Genomic DNA, 18333 nt, shown 5'->3' with positions numbered 1-18333 from the left:
GGATAAATTATCACGGCATATCTGATAACCAGAGACGAGTTGGGCAGTTTATCTACCAAAGTATGCGAATAATCTATAGATGGTTCAACCGTAAAGGTGGTCGTCGCCGACTGACGTGGAAAAAGCTGAATCTGATCCTGAAAATGCTGGGTTATCCAACTAAATGGAAAACCCGATCTATACTCTGGGCTCGCTGAATATGTGTGGGGACACTGATCTGTCGGGAGCCGGATGCGGTAGTTCCGCACGTCCGGTTCTGAGGAGGGGCCCGTCTGGGTAACCGGCGGGTCTACTCAACCGCTAGTCCTATATATAATGTGATCGTGGTCTGAAGCCCAACCGTACGAAACTGTATAGAGCGTAAGCGAAGAGCAAGTAATGCGACTGAGAGCGAAATAGAGAGCCTCGGTTCCCCCTGTCCTGATAAGCTGTGAGCGAAGCGAACTAAATGGGCAGGATATAACAGCGGAGAAGGTGTTAGATGGTCGGAGACGAAAGGACGTTGAAGCGTTTAGTGGTTAGTTATTTATTGTAGGTATTTATTACGTCTCTTTTCTGAGCGACAGCAGCGAAGCTGCTTGTAAGCGAAGTCATTTTTTGTTTTTTATGAGTAGCAGGTGGGTGGTTAAACCACCTGCTAACTCCCTTTTTAAGGGTCGTTTAGTTCAGAAATAAGTTTCGAATTTAACAAATATAACTTTAATATTAACGAAGTTAATTGGTTTTATATTAAACATAACCAATGAAACTCAGATAGCATCCAATTTAGGAGTAATTTTTTTTAATAAACAGGATGAAAAATAGCTAATTATTAGCTGTAAATAACACAAAAACCGCCAATTAAGATGGCCATAACTCAAATTTAACGGATTAACTATCTGGTAAATGCTCTACATAGCAGCGTAACAACTCTTCTTTAGAAAGACCAGGGAAACAGCCTTGGATATCTTTTTCAAAGGCCATTATTTGAGCAATAGGCTGCTTTTGTTTCCAGTTTTCATATTGCTGCCAGTATACTTGATTCTGATCTGGTATCGGGCGAGTTGCATCAATAAGCTCTTGCCTATGTTTAATAGCTTTTATTGCGTGTTTTTTTTCATTCTTCATAGCCTCATCTTCACCAACAACCAAGCGTTTAATTTTCTTTAATAAATTTTTTAATGAATGGCTATTATCGATAGATGCAACATTTGACCCTTCTTTAATTAAGGTTATTTGCCCTTCTTTAATTAAAGTTATTTGGATTATACTAGATGAAATATTTATTGTCATTTACCAGATAAGACTTTACAGGGGTTTATTAGTCTGATTTCACGAGATATACTATCTATTACATAGTAAACATACACTATTTAATAAAGGAACCTTATGGCTTCTCAAAAATTTTTCTCCATTGAAGAAATTAAATTAGCTAAAGAACAATTACAAGAAATGCCAGATCTTAACAAACAAAGAATGACATTGGATCAAGCTTTGGATGATATGAAGGATGATCTTTTGGTACTATTTAATAAAAAAGGGTACAAAATTTATGAAATTAAATCCGCACTTGATAGTGTAGGAATTACCGTTAGCACTAGAAAAATTAATGAAATTATTTCCAATAATAAAAAACAAAAAATCAATAAAAAAAATAAAATTTATAATACAAAAAATACAGAATCATAAAATAGTTAACCACATTAAAAAAGCGGCAAAAAATTTCGCCGCTTAATCTTAACCACCCTATAATATCTTTCATTTTTTCCAAAAAACATCACATTGTTTAGTTTTATATCTTTTGTTATTACATTAACCACCTAGCTCTAGTTAGTTTTCACTGCACTATTTTCCCTCTAATTCCACCTTTTATAATATTTTCTTGTATACATTGATATATTGTACAAAAATCATTTTTATTATCTTCCCATCGACGATGGCTCAAGAACATTCTATGGAAATACTGAAATATGATCTTCTACTTGTACTCTAGTACGCTTTCCACAAAGGCAATTTGCGCGCTTTCACTAAGTTGAATCTCTTTCATCTCATCACGATCACGAGAATCTTTAATTTTTCCAAATATATCAAAGACTGTATAATCTCACCCATATAAACTGACTAATAACATCATCCTTAATGATTAACACAGATATCACCAAAATTTTCACTACAAACTAAACCCATTATTACAAACAAAACGAAACATGCTTGGGATCATCTAGCAACTACTACTACCATCATGGCTGTTCAATAGTCTTATCTCTTGAACATCATCTATCAAAATTTCACCTTCATGGGACAAGCACAACCATATGACGAACATGACCAATCTTTCTTGGTCACTGCGAACACATACCCGAATATAAAAATGATAAAAGGAAGGACACCAGAAAAAATATTTTTTCCTTAAATATTTCCTCAGACATGCAACAATAGTGACAGTGGCATGAACGTATGTTCACTTGAAGAGATTCGTTTTTCGAACAGTAGTGGCTCAATGCCGTTACTGTCCGACAGTGAACAAAAAATCCGCAAGCATTACGGCTTTTGAATAAGAATTCAACTAATAGTTAGTTATTTGATAAGTCATTCTCTTCTTCAAGTTATTCAATTCCATCAAATCTAACTGAACGGAAAGTAACTATAGCTGGTCGAGTAGCCCGAGGGGATCTCACCCGCAGGCCCTCACGCAACCGGACATGAAGTAGAGTAGAGCGCCAGCGAGTTACCATTTGCTATGGCACTTTTCCGAACGCCCCCTCTCCAAACCGGACATGAGACTTTCGACCTCATCCGGCTTTCCAGTGTCATTTTTCCCGATTTTTGGTTGGACGAAACTTGTGGATCTCCTTATGGCACTTAACACAGACGACTAAAGTCTTACGTCGTCGTGCGGCCATTATTTTGGCCCACAAAGGTTTCTTTCTCTGTCCCGGCTTGTTCAGATCACATAATTTGCGAACATGATGAACTTCGAAAGGCCCCTCATCTGTTCCGCAAATTTCGCATGTCTGTGCCAGTAGTCTGGATACAATTTCACTGCGTACCTGACGCATTTACCTGCACCTTTTTCCTTGACGCTCACTACAACAGCTCTTTACTGATGCAGCTCAAGGTGGTTTGGAACCTGCACCTGTACGCCGATCCCGAGGGACCTGCCCTCATCTTTGATACAGCATTGCACTCGAAGCTTACACTTTGGTGCATTCGTGACACACTAACTGCTTGCATTTAAACACCGTCATACTTGCAATCCATCTCCTTATGCTCACTTTAAGTGGCAATGAAATTATCGTCATGTATCCCTACCGTCTCATTTCAGTACCCTCTAAATTCCATCCTTGAACACCCTTAGATGTCCCATTGTAGGTTATCTTTTAATTCCTATGACCAGGCAAATTAATGATCTCAAATCGACGTTAACACGTCATGGTTATCGGTTGAAAAACATGGTCGAATAGTTTAATGCCAAATCGACTGAGACTCAGACACTGTTTAATAACCAACTAAAACCTTCCTGTGCTACATTTAATCGTGCTCTAATTTAAATAGGGTTATTGAGGTTATTTTTTATTGACAATCAGAGTTATCGGGGTTATTATAATTACCAAGTTAAACAGATAGGAGTTGATTTGAGAAGTGCAGATTTAATCAAAGAAGTTGAGAAAAAAGGGTGGGTGCTGGTAAGAATCAACGGGAGCCATCATCATTTTAAACACCCTGAACGTAATGACCTGTTAACAATTCCACATCCCAAGCAGGAAATCAAAGTGGGATTGCTCAGGAAAATACAGAAGCAAGTGGGGCTATAAGCCCCCTTATCTGCATCTGCACTAATCAAATTTTTTAAAATTATTGGAGGAGTATAACGTGTTATATCCTATTGCGATTGAAATTGGTGATGAGAACTACGCTTATGGCGTGGTTGTGCCCGATATATCAGGTTGTTTCTCGGCGGGTGATTCAATGGAGGATGCAATAAAAAACTCCAAGGAAGCTATCACTGGGCATTTAGAGTTATTGGCCGAAATGAACCAATTACCCCCTGACTCAAAGCCATTGGATTACTGGATCAAAGATGAAGAATACGCAGGGTGGGCATGGGCTGTAATTGACATTGATATTGAACCATATTTAGGTAAATCGACAAAATTCAACGTCACTCTGCCTGATTTGTTATCAAAGAAAATCGATGATCAAGTTAAAGCAAGCCCAAACTTGTACAAGAATCGAAGCCACTTTTTGCAAGTGGCTGCTCTGCATGAATTGCAAAACGGTATTCAGCAATAATAATTATGATTGATCAGCCTCATATTTTTAATGAGGTTTATCAGCGGTCTGAAAGGGGGAATCCCCCTTTATTTTTGTGAAACAAATACAAACCGATAATCTTTATCTTTGTTTTCTTCTTCCCACTGATTACGAGCGGAATCTTTATCTTTTGCCGCGACATATTAAACACATTCAACACCCTCACCATGAAGATTTTTTCCTAAAAAATAGACTTTAAAAATATTCACTTTTTACTCCATTGCCATTCATAGACATGTCAGCATAAGAAAAATTTCTCTCTGGTGTACTTCCCCTTTTGGCTTCTTACCAAGCGCGGAGAGTCTTGCTCAAGGGGAAACACCAGAATGCTGCTTTTGTCGGTAAAAAGGCCGGGGTTACCCGGTATCCTTTGAGTCCACTATGCCGGACGGTAAAGCAGCACATACACAACGTGAACGCTGCAAGCGTGCTCTTTGATTAGTAGTGTCGGCTCAATGCCGACTACCACCAACTTCGATGAAGAAAGGAAAAAACTATCGGGATAGGGGCTAATCTCATGCTTAGCCTCCTCCCACACCACCGTACATACGGAGGTTCGATTATGTTACTCGCTGACTGTCGTTTTGAATACTTAAAGAAAGCTCTTGAGCTTCTTACGCGCAACATCCAGTGCTTCTGTATCCTCATCTGGCTTTTCAGTCTCGGGAGCTGGACTAAACTGCCCTGCCCCCAACTCAGCCAGTATGGCTCGAATGTCTGCCTGTGAGGGCTTCCAGCCTGTTGTCTGGCTAACTAGACCAACCAGCTGATCGGCTGTTAGCTTGCCAGTCAGCAACGTGGCCAGCAACGCCGGCAAACGGCTGTCCAGTTGCTGTAATACCATTCCGGCTATAAATGCGTTACGGAATAACTCCCCCCGGCCAGAACGGGGTACAGACCCAATCACATTTATTGCCTGCCTGTCCGCTTCATTTTCGGGATGCAGATATAGTGTGAATTTCTTCCGTTCTTCGCTCACGACATCATTCCCCTTTGAATGCAGCGATCGCCTGCACTAATGCCGTCTGTGGTGACTCCATAATGATGATTTTCTGTCCAAGATGATGCCATGCCGCTTGTACAGCAGGAGCGATCAGAGGAGCGCCGCCACCTACAATGTAGACACGGTTGACGTGGCGGAAATCTCCCAACTCATCCACAACTCGCTCACCTAATTTAGCGATAGTGGAATCAATAATGTCCAGCACCAGTGAAACCTTGCTTTCGTCATTAATGACCTGACTGACGAACCCAGCCTCATTGCGGTGCTTAATCAGCTCATCAGCAACCATCGGGCTTGTGTCACTGGATGCCATCTTAAGAGCGCTCAGTGTTGCTTGAGTCACCATTGATACACCAATGCTGGCATTTCCATGGATAGCGCTTACATCTTCAAACTGGCCAACAACGACACCAACATCCAGTGTGGTTCCACCCAGATCGATAACTAGTGATTTCTCATATGGCCCAACTTTATCTTTTACCAACTGCGCAAAGACTGCCGGCAGCGACTCAGGCATCACTTCAACGTGCTCAATCGTGAAAGCCTCACCTTTGTTCAGTTTCACCGGCCGCAGTAAGTTATCAATCTTACGTTGGATGTTCAGTTCGTTCTTTTGACACTCAGGTGTATAGAACTCACTAATTGGAAGAGTTACCGTCAGGGAAACAGGCTGAGGTTTGATACCGCTATTTAATAACGCGTGATGTACGGCCAGTACGTTAGCATCCGTGTATTGATACTCAATATGAGTCGTACTGATAGCCTGATTACTGACTTCATCATAAGTGAACTTTTTACCATCTAGCTCATAGTTAAATGTCTGGCGGTTTCCTAACCCTTCAACTTTCCAGCCAGTTCTAAAGGAGTTTGCAGACAGTGAGGTCTGCAGCTTTTTTCCTTCATACCAAGCCAGCTTCACATTAGTAGAACCATCATCGCAAAAGATATTCATCCAGAAGCCCTTTTCAATACTCAATTTGGGAAACAACCACATTAACAAGTGCCTTAACACTCACTTTGAGTAATACATCATAAGTATGAAATGCTAAAACACAAGTAATAATTATGAAATAATATATCACAAATAATATTTCATACTTCATACCTGTAAATCATTGACACTAATCACAAGTATGAGATAACATTTCACACTTCATACATCATATTTATGAGGCTCGACAAATGATTACGGTCATTGGTGGCAATAAGGGTGGCTCAGGAAAAACAACAACTGCAGTAAATGTCGCGGTGGCACTGGCAATTAAAGGAGAAGATGTTTGCCTGTTGAATGCAGACATTCAAAGAACAGCTGCGAAATGGCACGCGGAACGCGAGGCCGCTGGCTTTCTGCCTGCACTGACACTGATAGAGAAGTTTGACAATCTAACGCAAACATTACGTGCCTTAGATGAAAAGTATGCCCATGTAATTGTTGACGTAGCAGGTCGTAACTCTCGCGAGTTCATTACGAGTGGTGTCGTAGCTCATCAGATCATAGCTCCATTACAATGCTCGCAACCTGATTTGGATACTCTCGTAGAGCTTCAACAGCAGGTAGAAGCGATGCACGATCTCAATCCCGACTTGAAAGTATTCTGCTTACAAAGTATGGCTACTACAAATCCAGTTCTAAGAGGAAACGAACGGAAAGAATTTCTGGAGTATCTGGAAGAATTCCCAACAATCAAAACTATGGAAACTGTGGTTTGTTTTCGAAAAGTCTACCGTGACAGTATGAGCAACGGAATGGGCGTTCTAGAAACTGACAACAAAGCAGCTAAAACAGAAATAGAACAGCTAATTAATGAGGTATTTTAACCATGGTGAAAAAACCAAGCCAGCAGGCCGCAAATCGCCAAGATGTCACTCCAGAGCAAGCTGAAGCCTTAGCACACCGTTTAGCAGATAAACCTTATGGCTCAGAGAAACCAGAACAGGAAAAACAGGGCAGAACGACAATATCTTTGGGTGAATCAATGCTGGTTACAATAGAGGATCTTGCACTTAGGAACAAGCGCAAAGGCAAAGACCCCAAAAATGTCAGCGCAATTGTCAGAGAGGCTCTCGTACTCTACTTGCAGACAATTCAGAATAAATAACGCATCACCCACATTAAGTATGATGTAATATTTATGATGTGTGATGAATGAAAAATCCTCTCTAGTTATCATCTCATCTCCATTATTTTCCTGTCTGTAGGCCATAGGGAGTTTCTGCTATCTCTTTAAGTTCATGGTCATACTGGCTCAGCCAATTGCCCGGCCGCTCATCAACTGAAACAACCAGCGGTTTGTGTCACGACGGCTGAAATCCCGGAAATACACCGGATGGTGATGGCTAGCTGCATCGTAAGTATTCTGTTCCGGTGTCTCTTCCCAGATATAAGAATCTAGCTGCAAGTCGGCGCATTCAGTCTTGAGAAACTGGATGAAGCGCCTGAGATTATCGCGCCCGGTCACGCCTATCCCATCACCCAGTTTGAACTGTGCAGACATACCCAAATGTCCAGCTGTTCGTGTCAAAGCTGAAACGAAGGCAAAACAGATCGCCGTCACTATGCCCGCCTTTAACCCGGATAAGCTCAAATCGGTATTTCTCCCTGCTGTCTGCCAGACAGAAAAATCCTGGTACTGACTGCCGATACGCTGCACTGGAAAGGGTGTTCTGTCTCCACTCAGCAGCCAACTTGTTCTGGCATCAAAGTGGTATGCGATGCGGTTAGCCAGATCAAAAGTCAGATCGGACCGTCCATCCATACAATCCATTAGGAAAGCCGGAGTATCCTCGCCGACAAGTCGCGCAATATGCGGCACGTCTGATGATTCACTGTAAGCAAACCAGCCATCACGGCGCAGCGTTTCAAACAATACCCCGAGCCGCTGGCTAGTTTCTCGGCGCCAAACGTCCCACTGATATTCCGGTGTCGGTGCAGTCTCCACGCCGTACATTTTGCGCAACGCATGGCGGCATTCACTTTCTACCGAACGTTCTTCTCTGGCGGCAGCCAGCTCAATGCGCTCGTAAATATCTTCAGGCAGATTACGGACCTGGATCTTCTTCATGGCGAGTCCTTTTGTCGTCATATTGAATCAATATGAAAGCAAAACGAGCTATTGTAAATCCAAACCGTAACAATAAATTTCAATAGAAATAATTTTGATTAGAAATCATAGACTGGTTCATTCTGGGGATTTCGAGTTTTTCCTTTATGGAAATTTTCGGAAGTACAGCACGATAATAATGAACAACAGCTAATTTAAATTCTAACGAATACCCTATAAAAAGCTGCACCCTTATGTATGGATTGGTGTCCAACATTTGGGGTACAGTTTATAATAGTGCATTAGTTTTACTGTTATCTATATTTTTTGAATATCAAATATAAATTTTCTATTCAAAAGTTCTTTCATTTTGTAGAAATGATAATAGCGATAAGTTTTTTTAGCCTTGCTGCGCTGCTTTGGCCTCAATCGATTATTTTTTTGTCTATCCTCTTCAATTGATGAAGTTAAACAGGCCTCATCTCCATTATAAATGACAGGGCTTGGCAGGCAGTAAATGTTAGCAACATTAAGAATCCGAAAGATTCCCCACATATCAACCTCAAATCTAATTGGTGACATGTTCTCAATCAATTTCTGAGCAGCCTGATAATTTACAACATAGCCATAAGCATAACTAGCTTCGTAAATAGAGTAGAAATTAAGATTCTTTGACACTATTTTTTTATTCTTTATATAACTTTTAGCTTTATTCAATAAATAAATGTTAGGTGAGGAGTAATCATCTAAATTTTTTATTTCATTTAAGGTGTCATTAATTTTTGGAGACAACAATGCGTCATCTTCGAGAATAAGAGCTAATGATATTTTTTCATCAACAATTTTTCGATATATTTTTAAGTGACTTAAAGCACAACCAACTTCACCTTTTGTTAATTGACATTCAGGGTAGTTAAACACGGAATTCATTAATTGATCATCAGTCATTGCATAACCATCAACAGCATTAATGAATTCAATATTACATAGCTCAAATTTCTCAATTTCTTTCTGAATGTTTTCTCGTCTGTGCGTGTCTTTTTCTAAATTTATAATAAATGCTTTCATGCGTATGTAGTTTATTGGAAATTGTGTGACGCAAGCGCAAAAGAGTTCAGGTCACTACGACAATAACAACTGACGTAAAGTGCTATATTTTCTGAATTCTAAGGCGATCCCTAAACAATCTTAATGTAGTTAGACGACATTAAACCTCCTAACTAGGTTATTTATCATTAAGCATAGTGTAGATTTACTGGCTTAAATAGAGAGGCTAATCTTGAAATATCAATCGCTTTTTCTACCTTATCAAGGCCATATACATCTTGTAATTTCAACCATAATCGAGGACTACTACCCAAAACCTTAGACAGCTTCACTACCATCTCTGGCGTGACTGTTGCTTTATACGTCACTAGACGCTGAGCTGCAGAAAGAGCAACATCACGAATACCCAAACCAAATTCTTCCAAAGAATCCACAATAATTTCACCAAGGTGAGGGGAGTTAAACATCTTCATTAATGATAATCCTCATCGTTAACCGAATAATTCTGAGCGGTTCCAAAAAGTTTGGAAAAGTCCCGAAGATCGGCCGCCAGTGGCACATTTTGGACAAAAATTCCTAGTTGACGATGCGCCTGTTTATTTAAATAGTTTTATGATATAGAACCTTAATACCATTCCCTAATATTGAACGATATTAAGCCCTCTATCTATTAGAACCTAGATTAAATAGCAATTATTTTAACCGATAATTCTGACGTCATGGATGTGACAGCAATTTCAGCCCATCTGGGCGTAATTCACCTTTCGGTGATACGTGTCGGTACAATGTTTGTCGAGTAATGTTAAGTTCCTTGCATAATTCGCTTACTTTGGTTTCCGGCTGTCCCATTGCTGCCATAGCCAGACGCAATTTGGCCGATGTCATCTTGAATGGCCTTCCCCCCTTTCTGCCTCGTGCTCTTGCTGAAACTAAACCTGCTAGAGTTCGCTCAGAAATCAGTTCACGCTCGAACTCAGCCAACGCAGCGAAAATACCAAAGACCAGTTTGCCAGCCGCGGTTGTGGTATCGATGGCAGCCCCGTGTCCTGTCAGTACTTTTAAACCCACACCCCGCCTGGTCAGGTGTCGTGTACCGTATTAATAAGGTGGCGCAGGTCGCGTCCGAGCCTATCCAGTTTCCATACAACCAGCGTATCACCGGATCGCAATGCCTTCAGACAATTAGCCAAACCCGGTCGCTCTTCACGCCTGCCGGAGGCATGGTCTTCATAAAGATATTCAGCGTCAACACCGGCAGCGGTCAGTACGTCGTGTTGTAAGTCTGTAGCCTGAGAGCCGTCTGTTTTTGATACTCGCATGTAACCAATCAGCATATTATACCTGTCACTTATACGGTCGTTTATGTGACACCCCCTCCGTGACTGGTCGCAGAAAAATCCAGGTTTCCGGCGTAGGTGTGCCACGAATGCATCCTGTGGCAAATAGAGGGTGCAATGCTGTGCGAGAGATGAGGGTCGGCCCCTCGGAGGCGGTGTCCAGACGCAGCCTTCAAACTACCCTGAGTTGCTGCCGTTAAGAGCGGTGGTGGTGAGCGTCAGGGAAAAGGCGCAAATCGCTGAACTAACCCCCGTAGCTGAAAGACAAAATTATTTTAATCAAGAATGGTACTGCGTGTATCAAATCTCTAAGGGGCCTTAACACCGTTCAATATAGAGAATGGTGTTAAGGTTTTGTCTTCAATGAACAAATCAAACAGAAGTGTCTTTTCGTCCAAAATGTGCTACCGGCCGTCGATTTTTCGGGCTTTTCCAAATCCCATCAAAACGTTTAGCATTACTGGCAGTATACCGAACTGTGTGGCGAATATTGATGTGTCCCAGATAATCTTGTATCCGTCTTGTATCCGTTCCTCGATCTGCAAGAGCAAAACCACAGGCATGGCGCAGCATATGTGGATGTGAATTGACAGAAATATTAGCTAATTCCCCAAGTTGTCGAATGATTTGATAGATACGCTGACGTGTCAGCGGTTTTCCGAAACGTGACAGAAATAACCAATTACTTTCTGCGGCTCCTGGTAAAGTTTTACGTACTTTGAGCCAGGCTTTTATCGAATGTATTTCATGGCCCAAAAGCGGTTGATTCGTACAAAATCCGCCTTTTAAGCGCTGTACGTAAAGAGTCTTTCCTCCCAAATCCAGGTCTGATAACCGTAGATGCTTGGCTTCGCTCACACGTAAGCCATGAACAAAACTCATGTATACCAAGCAATAATCACGCTCCGTATTTGAGCACTTTTTCGTCATTTCCAACATTCTCTCCACTTCGAATTGCGTCAGATGTTTACGTTGGCTCATAATATCCTCTTAAGACCCTGCAGAAATTCAATCCGGCAGGGGAAATAATTGTTATGCAGAGTAGCCACGCACGCGTTCTAATGTGCGTAAAAATATTTCTAATTGGTTGCCTGTCATAGCAGGAATTCGAACAGGCTGATGTTTAGCGTGACGTTTCCTCAGATGCTTGCTGAATGCGATAAGTGCAGATTGAGTCATGATTATTCCTTCCTATTCTGCTCAATTTGAGAAATCCACTTGTTCAGCAGCTTTTCTGCATCTGCTATATCTAAATGAGATGGTACTTCTATGTAAAATCGCTCCTGAGAATCTTTGATAAAAATTTCTTTATCAATTGTTTCAATGTGTAATCCTATGTAATCAGCTTCTAAACCCAGCGGGGCGTTCCAATATTCTTTGCAATGTTTTCTAATTTTTGCCACATCGTACTCAAGAGCGCCAGCTAGACATTTTTTACTGATGCCAATTGCTTGCAATATTTCTCTAACAATTTGCGGCCCGCGCGTTTTTTCAGCAATATATGCTAATTTGGTCACTACGTTTTTATTATGCTCACTCATGATGACATCTCGTTTCGTCACATCAATCACATCACGCAGCGATGGCAGAACACCATATTTCAGTAAGCAATAGCTTTGCCCGATTGCATTTTTTTCATTAATGTTTGTTGCTGCATCGAAAAGGCCCCCGATTTTTTCAATTAAAGCATCTTCGGCATCAGACTGAATTTTTTTCAGTAGCGTATCTGGATTAATACCTTGAAGCGTGTAATTTTGGTTTGTCATCATGGTTTTTTGAGTAATAACACCACAACAGATTTTATTAATATCTTTAAAATTATCTGCATCTGCACAGCTTTTATATATGTTTATCTCTTCATTTGCAGTTGTCATTGCTTCGATATATGACGTATATGTCTTAAATCCAATTTCTGGGCTGAATGAAAAATACTCATCTGCTTCACCTGCTTCAATCAACGCGTAATATTTAGATTTCAACGTAGTGAATTGTTCTTCTACCGTAATTGATCTTTCTTGTAATGCCTCAATGCTATCTGCTGTTTTATACAAAGCTGAGTTAATCGCACTATCATCATGATTAACTGTTTTAGCCAGTTCACAGACATTATTAAACAACTCTTTATTTTCTTTGGTCATTATTTTACTCCTTCGCATTTTGATTTACATAAAGCGGTTGCCGCCGCGATTCTGGATTGAAGTATATTAAGGCGTATTAATTTTGTCAAACGATTGTAAATATTTATTTGTATGTAAATTAATTTTTAAATGTAAACTATTGTTTGTTGGTTGTTATTTATTTTACGTGGTGGTTGTCATTATTTGCTGTAGCTGTGCAGAATGAAGCCTTGAATATGTCATTGTCGTATTCAAGAGGATGAATATGGTTTATATTAAGAATGGGTATTTTACCCTTCGCAGTTACTGAAACCCGCACGTTGCCGCGTTTGCGGGTTTTATCATTCGTATCTAAAAGCCTTTGAAGTAAATTTCAAAATGAAATCATAAGTAAAGTAATAGTTTACTGTTATTTGACAAAATTCATTCATCTACATATACTTTAGTTTGTAAATATTTGATACGTGGACTTTTTTAAGAGGTAAATGGTGACAATTAAACGGGTTTCACAAGCAGAATGGGATTCTGTTTATCAAGCATTGAAAGGTTGTACTGTAACAACACTTGAAATTGCATATGCTGTTTTAGTGGAAGGAAGGAAAGCAGTTCATGTATCAAATGAACGCAAAGTCACTCGACAAAATATTTATGCTGCTGTGAAGCGTGTGACTAATATTCTCGAAGAACAAAACGTTGATGGATTGGAAGCTGTAAATGTCTTGCTACCGCCTGATTTAGCTGAAAAAGTTCGGGAGATGGCTAAACCTTATATGAAAGAGAAAAAGGAATAATTACCTCTGTTACCAGTGTCATGAGTTTTTCAGCTAGCGGTGCGGGCACAAACTTCTCCGTAGTAAATCCTCCAATTCCGGTCGGCCAGTAAGTGGCGGCCAATTCGTAAAATTTGCCTATTAGGGGTCGTTTGGCGAAAGGGAAATTAAAGTACGCTAAGCAAAAAGTGTCAGGTTAAACTATACCCTATCCTGATGTCAGGTGCCTTATGGAAAGCGTGTCAGAATAGAATCTATTTTTGAATTTATTGACACTAATCATTAAAGGTCATAAAGTCTTTCCTGACATTACACAGGGGATTTTATGACCGGACAACGTATTGGATACATTCGCGTCAGCACTTTCGAGCAGAATCCGGAAACGCCCCCTTTTTCAGCAACAGGTGTTAGTTTGGCGATTTCAAGTAGTTCATCGTAGCCGGCGTTAAGTCCGGTGGTTTCAGTATCAAGATAACAAGATAAACGGTCATTTGGAGCGCTGAGTGTCGGGGATGAAATAAGTGGTATGTCCTTAAATTTAAGCGACAGGCACAAAAACCTCAGGATTATCAAAATGCAGCATATTTTTTGGGTTATTGAGGGATCTCATATGTCACATAAGATATGCGTATGGACTGAGTTATTAGATAATTTGAATCTCCTCGGATCTAATTCCCCGCCGCTTGCGGCGCTGTCAGAATGCTCTTCACTTTCTGTATGGTATTCACACTACGTCCGGTTTCTCGGCTGATTTCACGGATACCTTTCCCTGATTCCAACGCATTAGCAATGTCATGATACTCTGCGAGTAATTCGGCATTGCTTTTTCTTCTGCGCCCAGGTAAAGAAACATGATTGTCATCACTTCCAGTGACTGGTGGCCTGTATTCACTCACGATCAGTTTATCAAGCTGCTCAATGAGCCAATCAGCCCGTTTATCCTGGAAATATTCACGAAAACTTCCGACAGGTAAATTATCAGCGTCAAAGAAACGATGTAACAGGCGCTCAAGTCTGCCAGCATTAGGCTTAACAGCTAACGCCTCTCCCTTTATCTTAGAGCCAAACGGCTTGAGGCAAGCCAATACCTCTTTGAGCCGCATGTCTGCATCGCGTGTACTCATACCAATCTTGATGAACGAAGAGGGAAGCATGTTGAATTCGCCCGTAATGCGCATGACATAAAGACTTTGCTGATTTATCGCATGGATTTTCTGCTTAAGAAGCTCCAGATAATCAGGTGCAACAAGTGACTGACGTCGCCAAAAGGCATCTAGCCAGTAACGCTGCGCTTGTTCCAGTTCCAATAGTGTTTGGACGTTCTCAATTCGGTTTTTGTTATAGTCCCGTGCGATCTGTGTTGATTCAATTTGTACTGCGCGTTTCCAACGTTCATCTATGTCTGTCAGAGGGCGCAAGGCGTTAAAGATCTCTTGTAATGCAGCATTTGGATATCCGGCACTATCCAGCCAATTTCCCAATTTAGACAGATTTTTTCTTGCGACCTCTAAGGCGTGATCTGTTTTGCTTTCAACGGTTACTAATTGCATAACTTCAAGCCGCCGAATGGCTTCATTCATGCTTGGCCAGTGGTGAACTTTCTTGTGAGAGTGATATGTGACCCGGCGTTCTAGGTACTTCCGTTCGTCGGAGTCCAGTAATTCAAACGTATCGAATGTGGGTATCAGGGTTTGCCTTACTGCCTCATCTGAAATACGGCAGGTTTCCCCGTCATGGGCGAAATGATGAGCCTTGATGTCACCTTTACGCGCAATTAAAGGCATTTTACACCACGGACATACAAGATCTGTTCGTCCTGATTTGGCATCATCTATAGATTGCCATTGGCCTGAATGATTAATGCCAAATGTAAGGTAAGCAGTCGCCATAAAAGAGATATCTATAAAGTAAACCAGTTAGTATCATGATACACTTGATTGATTAACTGTCAATGTATCATGATACGTTTTATATGAGCGAATATATTCATAAAAGCCATAATGTAACCGTACTGCTGTACCACATTGTGCTACCCGCTAAGTAGGAGAGCTTCTTTTTGTATGCGACAAACACCGTCGGATAGTCGAATGGTACGACAAGCTGACTTCTGACGTTTTCCGTACATTTCAGATTCAGTATAACCTCGAATGTTTGGGAACGGTTGGGCTAACTTCTTGAATTTCGGCAAGCCAGCTTTTGTTACCGTGTATTGTTGCAGAAATCCCCACGGTGCCCCTATAACTTACTGAATATGGGGTTTCGGGAGCAATGGAGCAGTAAACGCCGTTAAACGGTCAATTTAAATAGCCAAAAATTGGGTAGCCAACTTACATCGTGAATTGCTATTTTTAGCCAGCCTATCTACGATAGCCAAATAACCTTTAACTCATCTTAGACGTATATTCATAATAGGTAATTGTAAGAGCTCGCAATCGAAAATGGTCGGCTCGCATTTGTCCAGTTTTTTAGCTCACATTAAGTGAAAATGAAATCGGGTTGAGGCTCACATTAACTGCAAATTTGCGACACGAAGTTGTCTGTAGAAGTTGTTCCCACGGCGAAGACGGAGGGAACCGCCCGTATCACCGGGTGAATCTAGGGGTCTGAATAAAGAGCGACCCTGACAATGAAACGAAGCGCCGTACGGCGCGGGGCATAAATCGTGAGAAGCATGCCCTTCTGGGAGCCACACACCCCGGATGAGTGCTAGATGTAGCGGCCCGCATTTAAAATATGGCGGGCTCGCATTTATCCGGTTTTTTAGCTCACAGTAACTGCAAATGAAATTTTCCGCTTAAACCAATCTATTGGATTGTCTCTGTCTCATCCACATGCTACGTTGTTTCATTCATCTAATGATCAGGATCTCGCCCTACAGTCACAAATGAGTCGATCAGTGCATCACGCTGTAAATCATTCGTCTGAGAGCCATCAGCTTTTGAAACCCGCATATACCCGATTAACATTTCACACCTGTCACATATACGTTCGTTTGATGGACAGAGCGGTCTGATGGCTTTATTTATACATATGTGCTAATGTGGGTTTGTGTATTTTAAAGGAGATGCCCTCTATGAGCCGCCTGACAATCGACATAACAGACCAGCAGCACCAAAGCCTGAAAGCGCTGGCAGCCCTACAAAGTAAGACCATCAAACAATACGCTCTCGAACGTTTGTTCCCCGGCGATGCAGATGCCGATCAGGCATGGCAGGAACTGAAAACTCTGCTGGGAAACCGCATCAATAACGGGATTGCGGGGAAGGTGTCCACCAGGAGCATCGGAGAAATTCTTGACGAAGAACTCGGCGGGGATCGCGCTTGACGACCTACATCCTCACGGCGGAGGCTGAAGCAGATCTACGCAGCATCATCCGCTACACGCGCAAACAGTGGGGCACAGCGCAAGTACGCCGCTATATCACCAGGCTGGAACATGGTATTGCCTGCCTTGCCGTAGGGCGAGGTACTTTCAAGGATATGAGCGAACTCTTTCCTGAGTTACGGATGGCACATTGTGAACATCACTATGTCTTCTGCCTGCCACGCGGGAGTGCGCCCGCACTGGTCGTGGCGATTTTTCATGAACGTATGGACCTCATGACACGACTGGCAGCAAGGATCAGCAGAGAGAGTTAACGATCACCAGCCGGAGGAAGAGATATCGTGCACAGGACTGCTGACGAAATCTGTTCAGAAGTTGGCTGCACATCGGGCTGTCAGCCCTGTGAACTGGTGCAGTCGCATTCTGAAAATGACATTGCTTGCGAACCTTTTCCTGCATTATGCTCTGGATACCTGGCTTACCCGCCATCATCCAGAAACTGTCTTTGAGCGCTATGCGGAGAGCATAAAAATCTGTGGGGTATTTCTACGCAGCCATCGCCTCACACTCAGTGTTCTTCAGTGTGGGATACCAACGATGGAATAAGCTTTCCAACTCACCATTTAATAGAGAGCATAAAAAAGTGTGGGGCACTTTATTTAGTTGGATATAAAGTCATACTTATCAGGGAATCTGAGCGAGTAGAGCTATTGGTTATCCGGTCAGCACTTCATCAGAACGTGATTTGCAAGACTACCGCTTCTTGATCTCACATAATTGCCCCACAGATTTTTATGCTCTATATGAACGCATCCCGTTTGCAAGACAAAAATTACTCTGACATCGACGGTAGGTTGCAGCTCTATATCCGTACATGAACTCCCGCTTATGTGCAAGATAAGTTCGTTGAATGACGATCATAACTGCGTTCGTACATTCGGCTTCTGTGTTTGCAGGTTATTTTCTGCTGAGCCATGATGGATATATGCACACCTGCTCCTTATCGGCCTTCAGACCTTTATTCATTCTTGGTCGTCGGATATATCAGGTTTTGCAGGTGTCGGTTTGACCGATCTCCCATCTCACTTTTCCTGCGCAATTAGCAAGATCAATACAGCTAAAATAAATTTCATTCCTCTGTGATTACGATGTCACTCTGAACTTTTCTTCACCCGTTAACATCACCCATGATATTCTGGCGATCTTATTTGCCAGCGCGATAGCCACAATATTTACCGGACGACGCTGCATCAGTTTTTTTATCCAATCGCCATAGTTATCATGCCTTCGGTTTATATGGTAAATCACGGCTCTGGCACCCTGAACCAACAACTTTCGTATATAACCATCACCCCGTTTCGTTATTCCAGCGAGTCTGGTTTTTCCACCACTGGAATATT

At 41.7% G+C, this 18333-nt stretch carries 21 protein-coding genes and 7 pseudogenes; 12 read left to right on the top strand and 16 right to left on the bottom strand.

What is annotated here, in order from left to right; all coding sequences use genetic code 11:
* Window positions 1-197, top strand: a pseudogene (locus tag D3222_RS25640) (group II intron reverse transcriptase/maturase); the annotation flags it as partial.
* Window positions 198-870: 673 nt separating this feature from the next.
* On the opposite strand, the gene D3222_RS21560 reads toward D3222_RS25640, so the two are convergent.
* Window positions 871-1272 carry a hypothetical protein gene (locus tag D3222_RS21560; protein WP_118987951.1) on the bottom strand — a complete coding sequence of 134 codons (402 nt, stop codon included), beginning with the start codon at window positions 1270-1272 and terminating at the stop codon, window positions 871-873.
* Between the two features lie 96 nt (window positions 1273-1368).
* Between D3222_RS21560 and D3222_RS21555 the strand changes: the two genes are divergently transcribed.
* The gene (locus D3222_RS21555) at window positions 1369-1668 is read left to right on the top strand and encodes a molybdopterin-guanine dinucleotide biosynthesis protein MobC (RefSeq protein WP_118987950.1); all 300 of its coding nucleotides are present in this window, start codon (window positions 1369-1371) and stop codon (window positions 1666-1668) included.
* Between the two features lie 1121 nt (window positions 1669-2789).
* On the opposite strand, the gene D3222_RS21550 is transcribed toward D3222_RS21555, so the two are convergent.
* Window positions 2790-3038 (bottom strand): HNH endonuclease, encoded by a 249-nt coding sequence (locus D3222_RS21550; protein ID WP_118987949.1) that lies wholly within the window; start codon window positions 3036-3038, stop codon window positions 2790-2792.
* Window positions 3039-3368: 330 nt separating this feature from the next.
* On the opposite strand from D3222_RS21550, the pseudogene D3222_RS26230 reads away from it, so the two are divergent.
* From D3222_RS26230 to D3222_RS21535, 3 genes and pseudogenes are all read left to right on the top strand, one after another.
* Window positions 3369-3440, top strand: a pseudogene (locus D3222_RS26230) (phosphoribulokinase); the annotation flags it as partial.
* 174 nt (window positions 3441-3614) lie between these two features.
* Window positions 3615-3794, top strand: coding sequence for a type II toxin-antitoxin system HicA family toxin (locus D3222_RS21540; protein WP_036805646.1), 180 nt, complete (start codon window positions 3615-3617; stop codon window positions 3792-3794).
* Between the two features lie 58 nt (window positions 3795-3852).
* Window positions 3853-4272 (top strand): type II toxin-antitoxin system HicB family antitoxin, encoded by a 420-nt coding sequence (locus D3222_RS21535; protein ID WP_118987948.1) that lies wholly within the window; start codon window positions 3853-3855, stop codon window positions 4270-4272.
* A gap of 613 nt (window positions 4273-4885) precedes the next feature.
* Here D3222_RS21535 and D3222_RS21530 read toward each other — a convergent pair.
* Together D3222_RS21530 and parM are read right to left on the bottom strand one after the other, a co-directional pair.
* Window positions 4886-5272: a plasmid partitioning/stability family protein gene (locus D3222_RS21530; RefSeq protein ID WP_118987947.1), complete on the bottom strand. Its 387-nt coding sequence runs from the start codon at window positions 5270-5272 to the stop codon at window positions 4886-4888.
* A 4-nt stretch (window positions 5273-5276) separates the two neighbouring features.
* The gene (gene parM, locus D3222_RS21525) at window positions 5277-6248 is read right to left on the bottom strand and encodes a plasmid segregation protein ParM domain-containing protein (RefSeq protein ID WP_118987952.1); all 972 of its coding nucleotides are present in this window, start codon (window positions 6246-6248) and stop codon (window positions 5277-5279) included.
* A gap of 230 nt (window positions 6249-6478) precedes the next feature.
* Here parM and D3222_RS21520 point away from each other — a divergent pair, with 230 nt between their 5' ends.
* Window positions 6479-7114 (top strand): division plane positioning ATPase MipZ, encoded by a 636-nt coding sequence (locus tag D3222_RS21520; RefSeq protein WP_118987946.1) that lies wholly within the window; start codon window positions 6479-6481, stop codon window positions 7112-7114.
* Between the two features lie 2 nt (window positions 7115-7116).
* Complete coding sequence (locus tag D3222_RS21515; protein WP_118987945.1) at window positions 7117-7395, top strand: CopG family transcriptional regulator; 279 nt, start codon at window positions 7117-7119, stop codon at window positions 7393-7395.
* 147 nt (window positions 7396-7542) lie between these two features.
* Here the strand turns inward: D3222_RS21515 and D3222_RS21510 are convergent, their stop codons facing one another.
* The 9 genes and pseudogenes from D3222_RS21510 to D3222_RS21480 form a co-directional block, all read right to left on the bottom strand.
* A complete protein-coding gene (locus tag D3222_RS21510; protein WP_157975395.1) occupies window positions 7543-8235 on the bottom strand; it encodes a hypothetical protein in 693 nt (230 codons plus the stop codon).
* Between the two features lie 21 nt (window positions 8236-8256).
* A pseudogene (locus tag D3222_RS27015) lies at window positions 8257-8358 on the bottom strand (FitA-like ribbon-helix-helix domain-containing protein); the annotation flags it as partial.
* A gap of 297 nt (window positions 8359-8655) precedes the next feature.
* Window positions 8656-9405 (bottom strand): glycosyltransferase family 25 protein, encoded by a 750-nt coding sequence (locus D3222_RS21505; RefSeq protein ID WP_118987943.1) that lies wholly within the window; start codon window positions 9403-9405, stop codon window positions 8656-8658.
* Window positions 9406-9572: 167 nt separating this feature from the next.
* The gene (locus D3222_RS21500) at window positions 9573-9857 is read right to left on the bottom strand and encodes a HigA family addiction module antitoxin (protein ID WP_118987942.1); all 285 of its coding nucleotides are present in this window, start codon (window positions 9855-9857) and stop codon (window positions 9573-9575) included.
* Between the two features lie 244 nt (window positions 9858-10101).
* Window positions 10102-10718, bottom strand: a pseudogene (locus tag D3222_RS21495) (recombinase family protein).
* Window positions 10719-10744: 26 nt separating this feature from the next.
* Window positions 10745-10943 (bottom strand): annotated as a pseudogene (locus tag D3222_RS25635) (hypothetical protein).
* Between the two features lie 150 nt (window positions 10944-11093).
* Window positions 11094-11702, bottom strand: coding sequence for a tyrosine-type DNA invertase (locus D3222_RS21485; RefSeq protein WP_118987941.1), 609 nt, complete (start codon window positions 11700-11702; stop codon window positions 11094-11096).
* Between the two features lie 51 nt (window positions 11703-11753).
* Window positions 11754-11900, bottom strand: coding sequence for a hypothetical protein (locus D3222_RS25210; protein ID WP_157975394.1), 147 nt, complete (start codon window positions 11898-11900; stop codon window positions 11754-11756).
* Between the two features lie 2 nt (window positions 11901-11902).
* Window positions 11903-12859: a hypothetical protein gene (locus tag D3222_RS21480; protein ID WP_118987940.1), complete on the bottom strand. Its 957-nt coding sequence runs from the start codon at window positions 12857-12859 to the stop codon at window positions 11903-11905.
* Window positions 12860-13326: 467 nt separating this feature from the next.
* Here D3222_RS21480 and D3222_RS21475 point away from each other — a divergent pair, with 467 nt between their 5' ends.
* On the top strand, window positions 13327-13629 hold the full coding sequence (locus D3222_RS21475; RefSeq protein ID WP_157975393.1) for a TrfB-related DNA-binding protein: 303 nt from the start codon (window positions 13327-13329) through the stop codon (window positions 13627-13629).
* Window positions 13630-14276: 647 nt separating this feature from the next.
* On the opposite strand, the gene D3222_RS21470 is transcribed toward D3222_RS21475, so the two are convergent.
* The gene (locus D3222_RS21470) at window positions 14277-15497 is read right to left on the bottom strand and encodes a GIY-YIG nuclease family protein (RefSeq protein WP_118987938.1); all 1221 of its coding nucleotides are present in this window, start codon (window positions 15495-15497) and stop codon (window positions 14277-14279) included.
* 83 nt (window positions 15498-15580) lie between these two features.
* Here D3222_RS21470 and D3222_RS21465 point away from each other — a divergent pair.
* Window positions 15581-15649: pseudogene (locus D3222_RS21465) on the top strand (IS200/IS605 family transposase); the annotation flags it as partial.
* A gap of 832 nt (window positions 15650-16481) precedes the next feature.
* Here the strand turns inward: D3222_RS21465 and D3222_RS27010 are convergent.
* Window positions 16482-16574, bottom strand: a pseudogene (locus D3222_RS27010) (recombinase family protein); the annotation flags it as partial.
* Between the two features lie 107 nt (window positions 16575-16681).
* Here D3222_RS27010 and D3222_RS21455 point away from each other — a divergent pair.
* The 3 genes from D3222_RS21455 to D3222_RS25205 all read left to right on the top strand — a co-directional run bounded on the left by D3222_RS21455 (window position 16682) and on the right by D3222_RS25205 (window position 17539).
* Window positions 16682-16933 carry an antitoxin gene (locus tag D3222_RS21455; protein WP_118987937.1) on the top strand — a complete coding sequence of 84 codons (252 nt, stop codon included), beginning with the start codon at window positions 16682-16684 and terminating at the stop codon, window positions 16931-16933.
* Window positions 16930-17247, top strand: a complete 318-nt coding sequence (locus D3222_RS21450) for a type II toxin-antitoxin system RelE/ParE family toxin (RefSeq protein WP_088374050.1) — start codon at window positions 16930-16932, stop codon at window positions 17245-17247. Before D3222_RS21455 ends, D3222_RS21450 begins: the two co-directional genes overlap by 4 nt.
* Before the next feature lie 88 nt (window positions 17248-17335).
* The gene (locus D3222_RS25205; protein WP_157975392.1) at window positions 17336-17539 is read left to right on the top strand and encodes a hypothetical protein; all 204 of its coding nucleotides are present in this window, start codon (window positions 17336-17338) and stop codon (window positions 17537-17539) included.
* A gap of 537 nt (window positions 17540-18076) precedes the next feature.
* Here D3222_RS25205 and D3222_RS21445 read toward each other — a convergent pair.
* Window positions 18077-18333, bottom strand: a 257-nt coding sequence (locus D3222_RS21445; RefSeq protein ID WP_157975391.1) for a transposase, incomplete at its 5' end; no start/stop codon positions are given.

The sequence above is a fragment of the Photorhabdus sp. CRCIA-P01 genome (assembly GCF_003545805.1).
In the GTDB taxonomy this organism is placed as follows: Bacteria; Pseudomonadota; Gammaproteobacteria; order Enterobacterales; family Enterobacteriaceae; genus Photorhabdus; species Photorhabdus antumapuensis.
This window is presented reverse-complemented; position numbering and strand designations above follow the sequence as displayed.

Coding starts and splice junctions, on each gene's coding strand:
- D3222_RS21560 (WP_118987951.1), bottom strand. CDS start 1,272: ATGACAATAAATATTTCATCTAGTATAATCCAAATAACTTTAATTAAA.
- D3222_RS21555 (WP_118987950.1), top strand. CDS start 1,369: ATGGCTTCTCAAAAATTTTTCTCCATTGAAGAAATTAAATTAGCTAAA.
- D3222_RS21550 (WP_118987949.1), bottom strand. CDS start 3,038: ATGCGTCAGGTACGCAGTGAAATTGTATCCAGACTACTGGCACAGACA.
- parM (WP_118987952.1), bottom strand. CDS start 6,248: ATGAATATCTTTTGCGATGATGGTTCTACTAATGTGAAGCTGGCTTGG.
- D3222_RS21520 (WP_118987946.1), top strand. CDS start 6,479: ATGATTACGGTCATTGGTGGCAATAAGGGTGGCTCAGGAAAAACAACA.
- D3222_RS21515 (WP_118987945.1), top strand. CDS start 7,117: ATGGTGAAAAAACCAAGCCAGCAGGCCGCAAATCGCCAAGATGTCACT.
- D3222_RS21505 (WP_118987943.1), bottom strand. CDS start 9,405: ATGAAAGCATTTATTATAAATTTAGAAAAAGACACGCACAGACGAGAA.
- D3222_RS21500 (WP_118987942.1), bottom strand. CDS start 9,857: ATGAAGATGTTTAACTCCCCTCACCTTGGTGAAATTATTGTGGATTCT.
- D3222_RS21485 (WP_118987941.1), bottom strand. CDS start 11,702: ATGAGCCAACGTAAACATCTGACGCAATTCGAAGTGGAGAGAATGTTG.
- D3222_RS25210 (WP_157975394.1), bottom strand. CDS start 11,900: ATGACTCAATCTGCACTTATCGCATTCAGCAAGCATCTGAGGAAACGT.
- D3222_RS21480 (WP_118987940.1), bottom strand. CDS start 12,859: ATGACCAAAGAAAATAAAGAGTTGTTTAATAATGTCTGTGAACTGGCT.
- D3222_RS21470 (WP_118987938.1), bottom strand. CDS start 15,497: ATGGCGACTGCTTACCTTACATTTGGCATTAATCATTCAGGCCAATGG.
- D3222_RS21455 (WP_118987937.1), top strand. CDS start 16,682: ATGAGCCGCCTGACAATCGACATAACAGACCAGCAGCACCAAAGCCTG.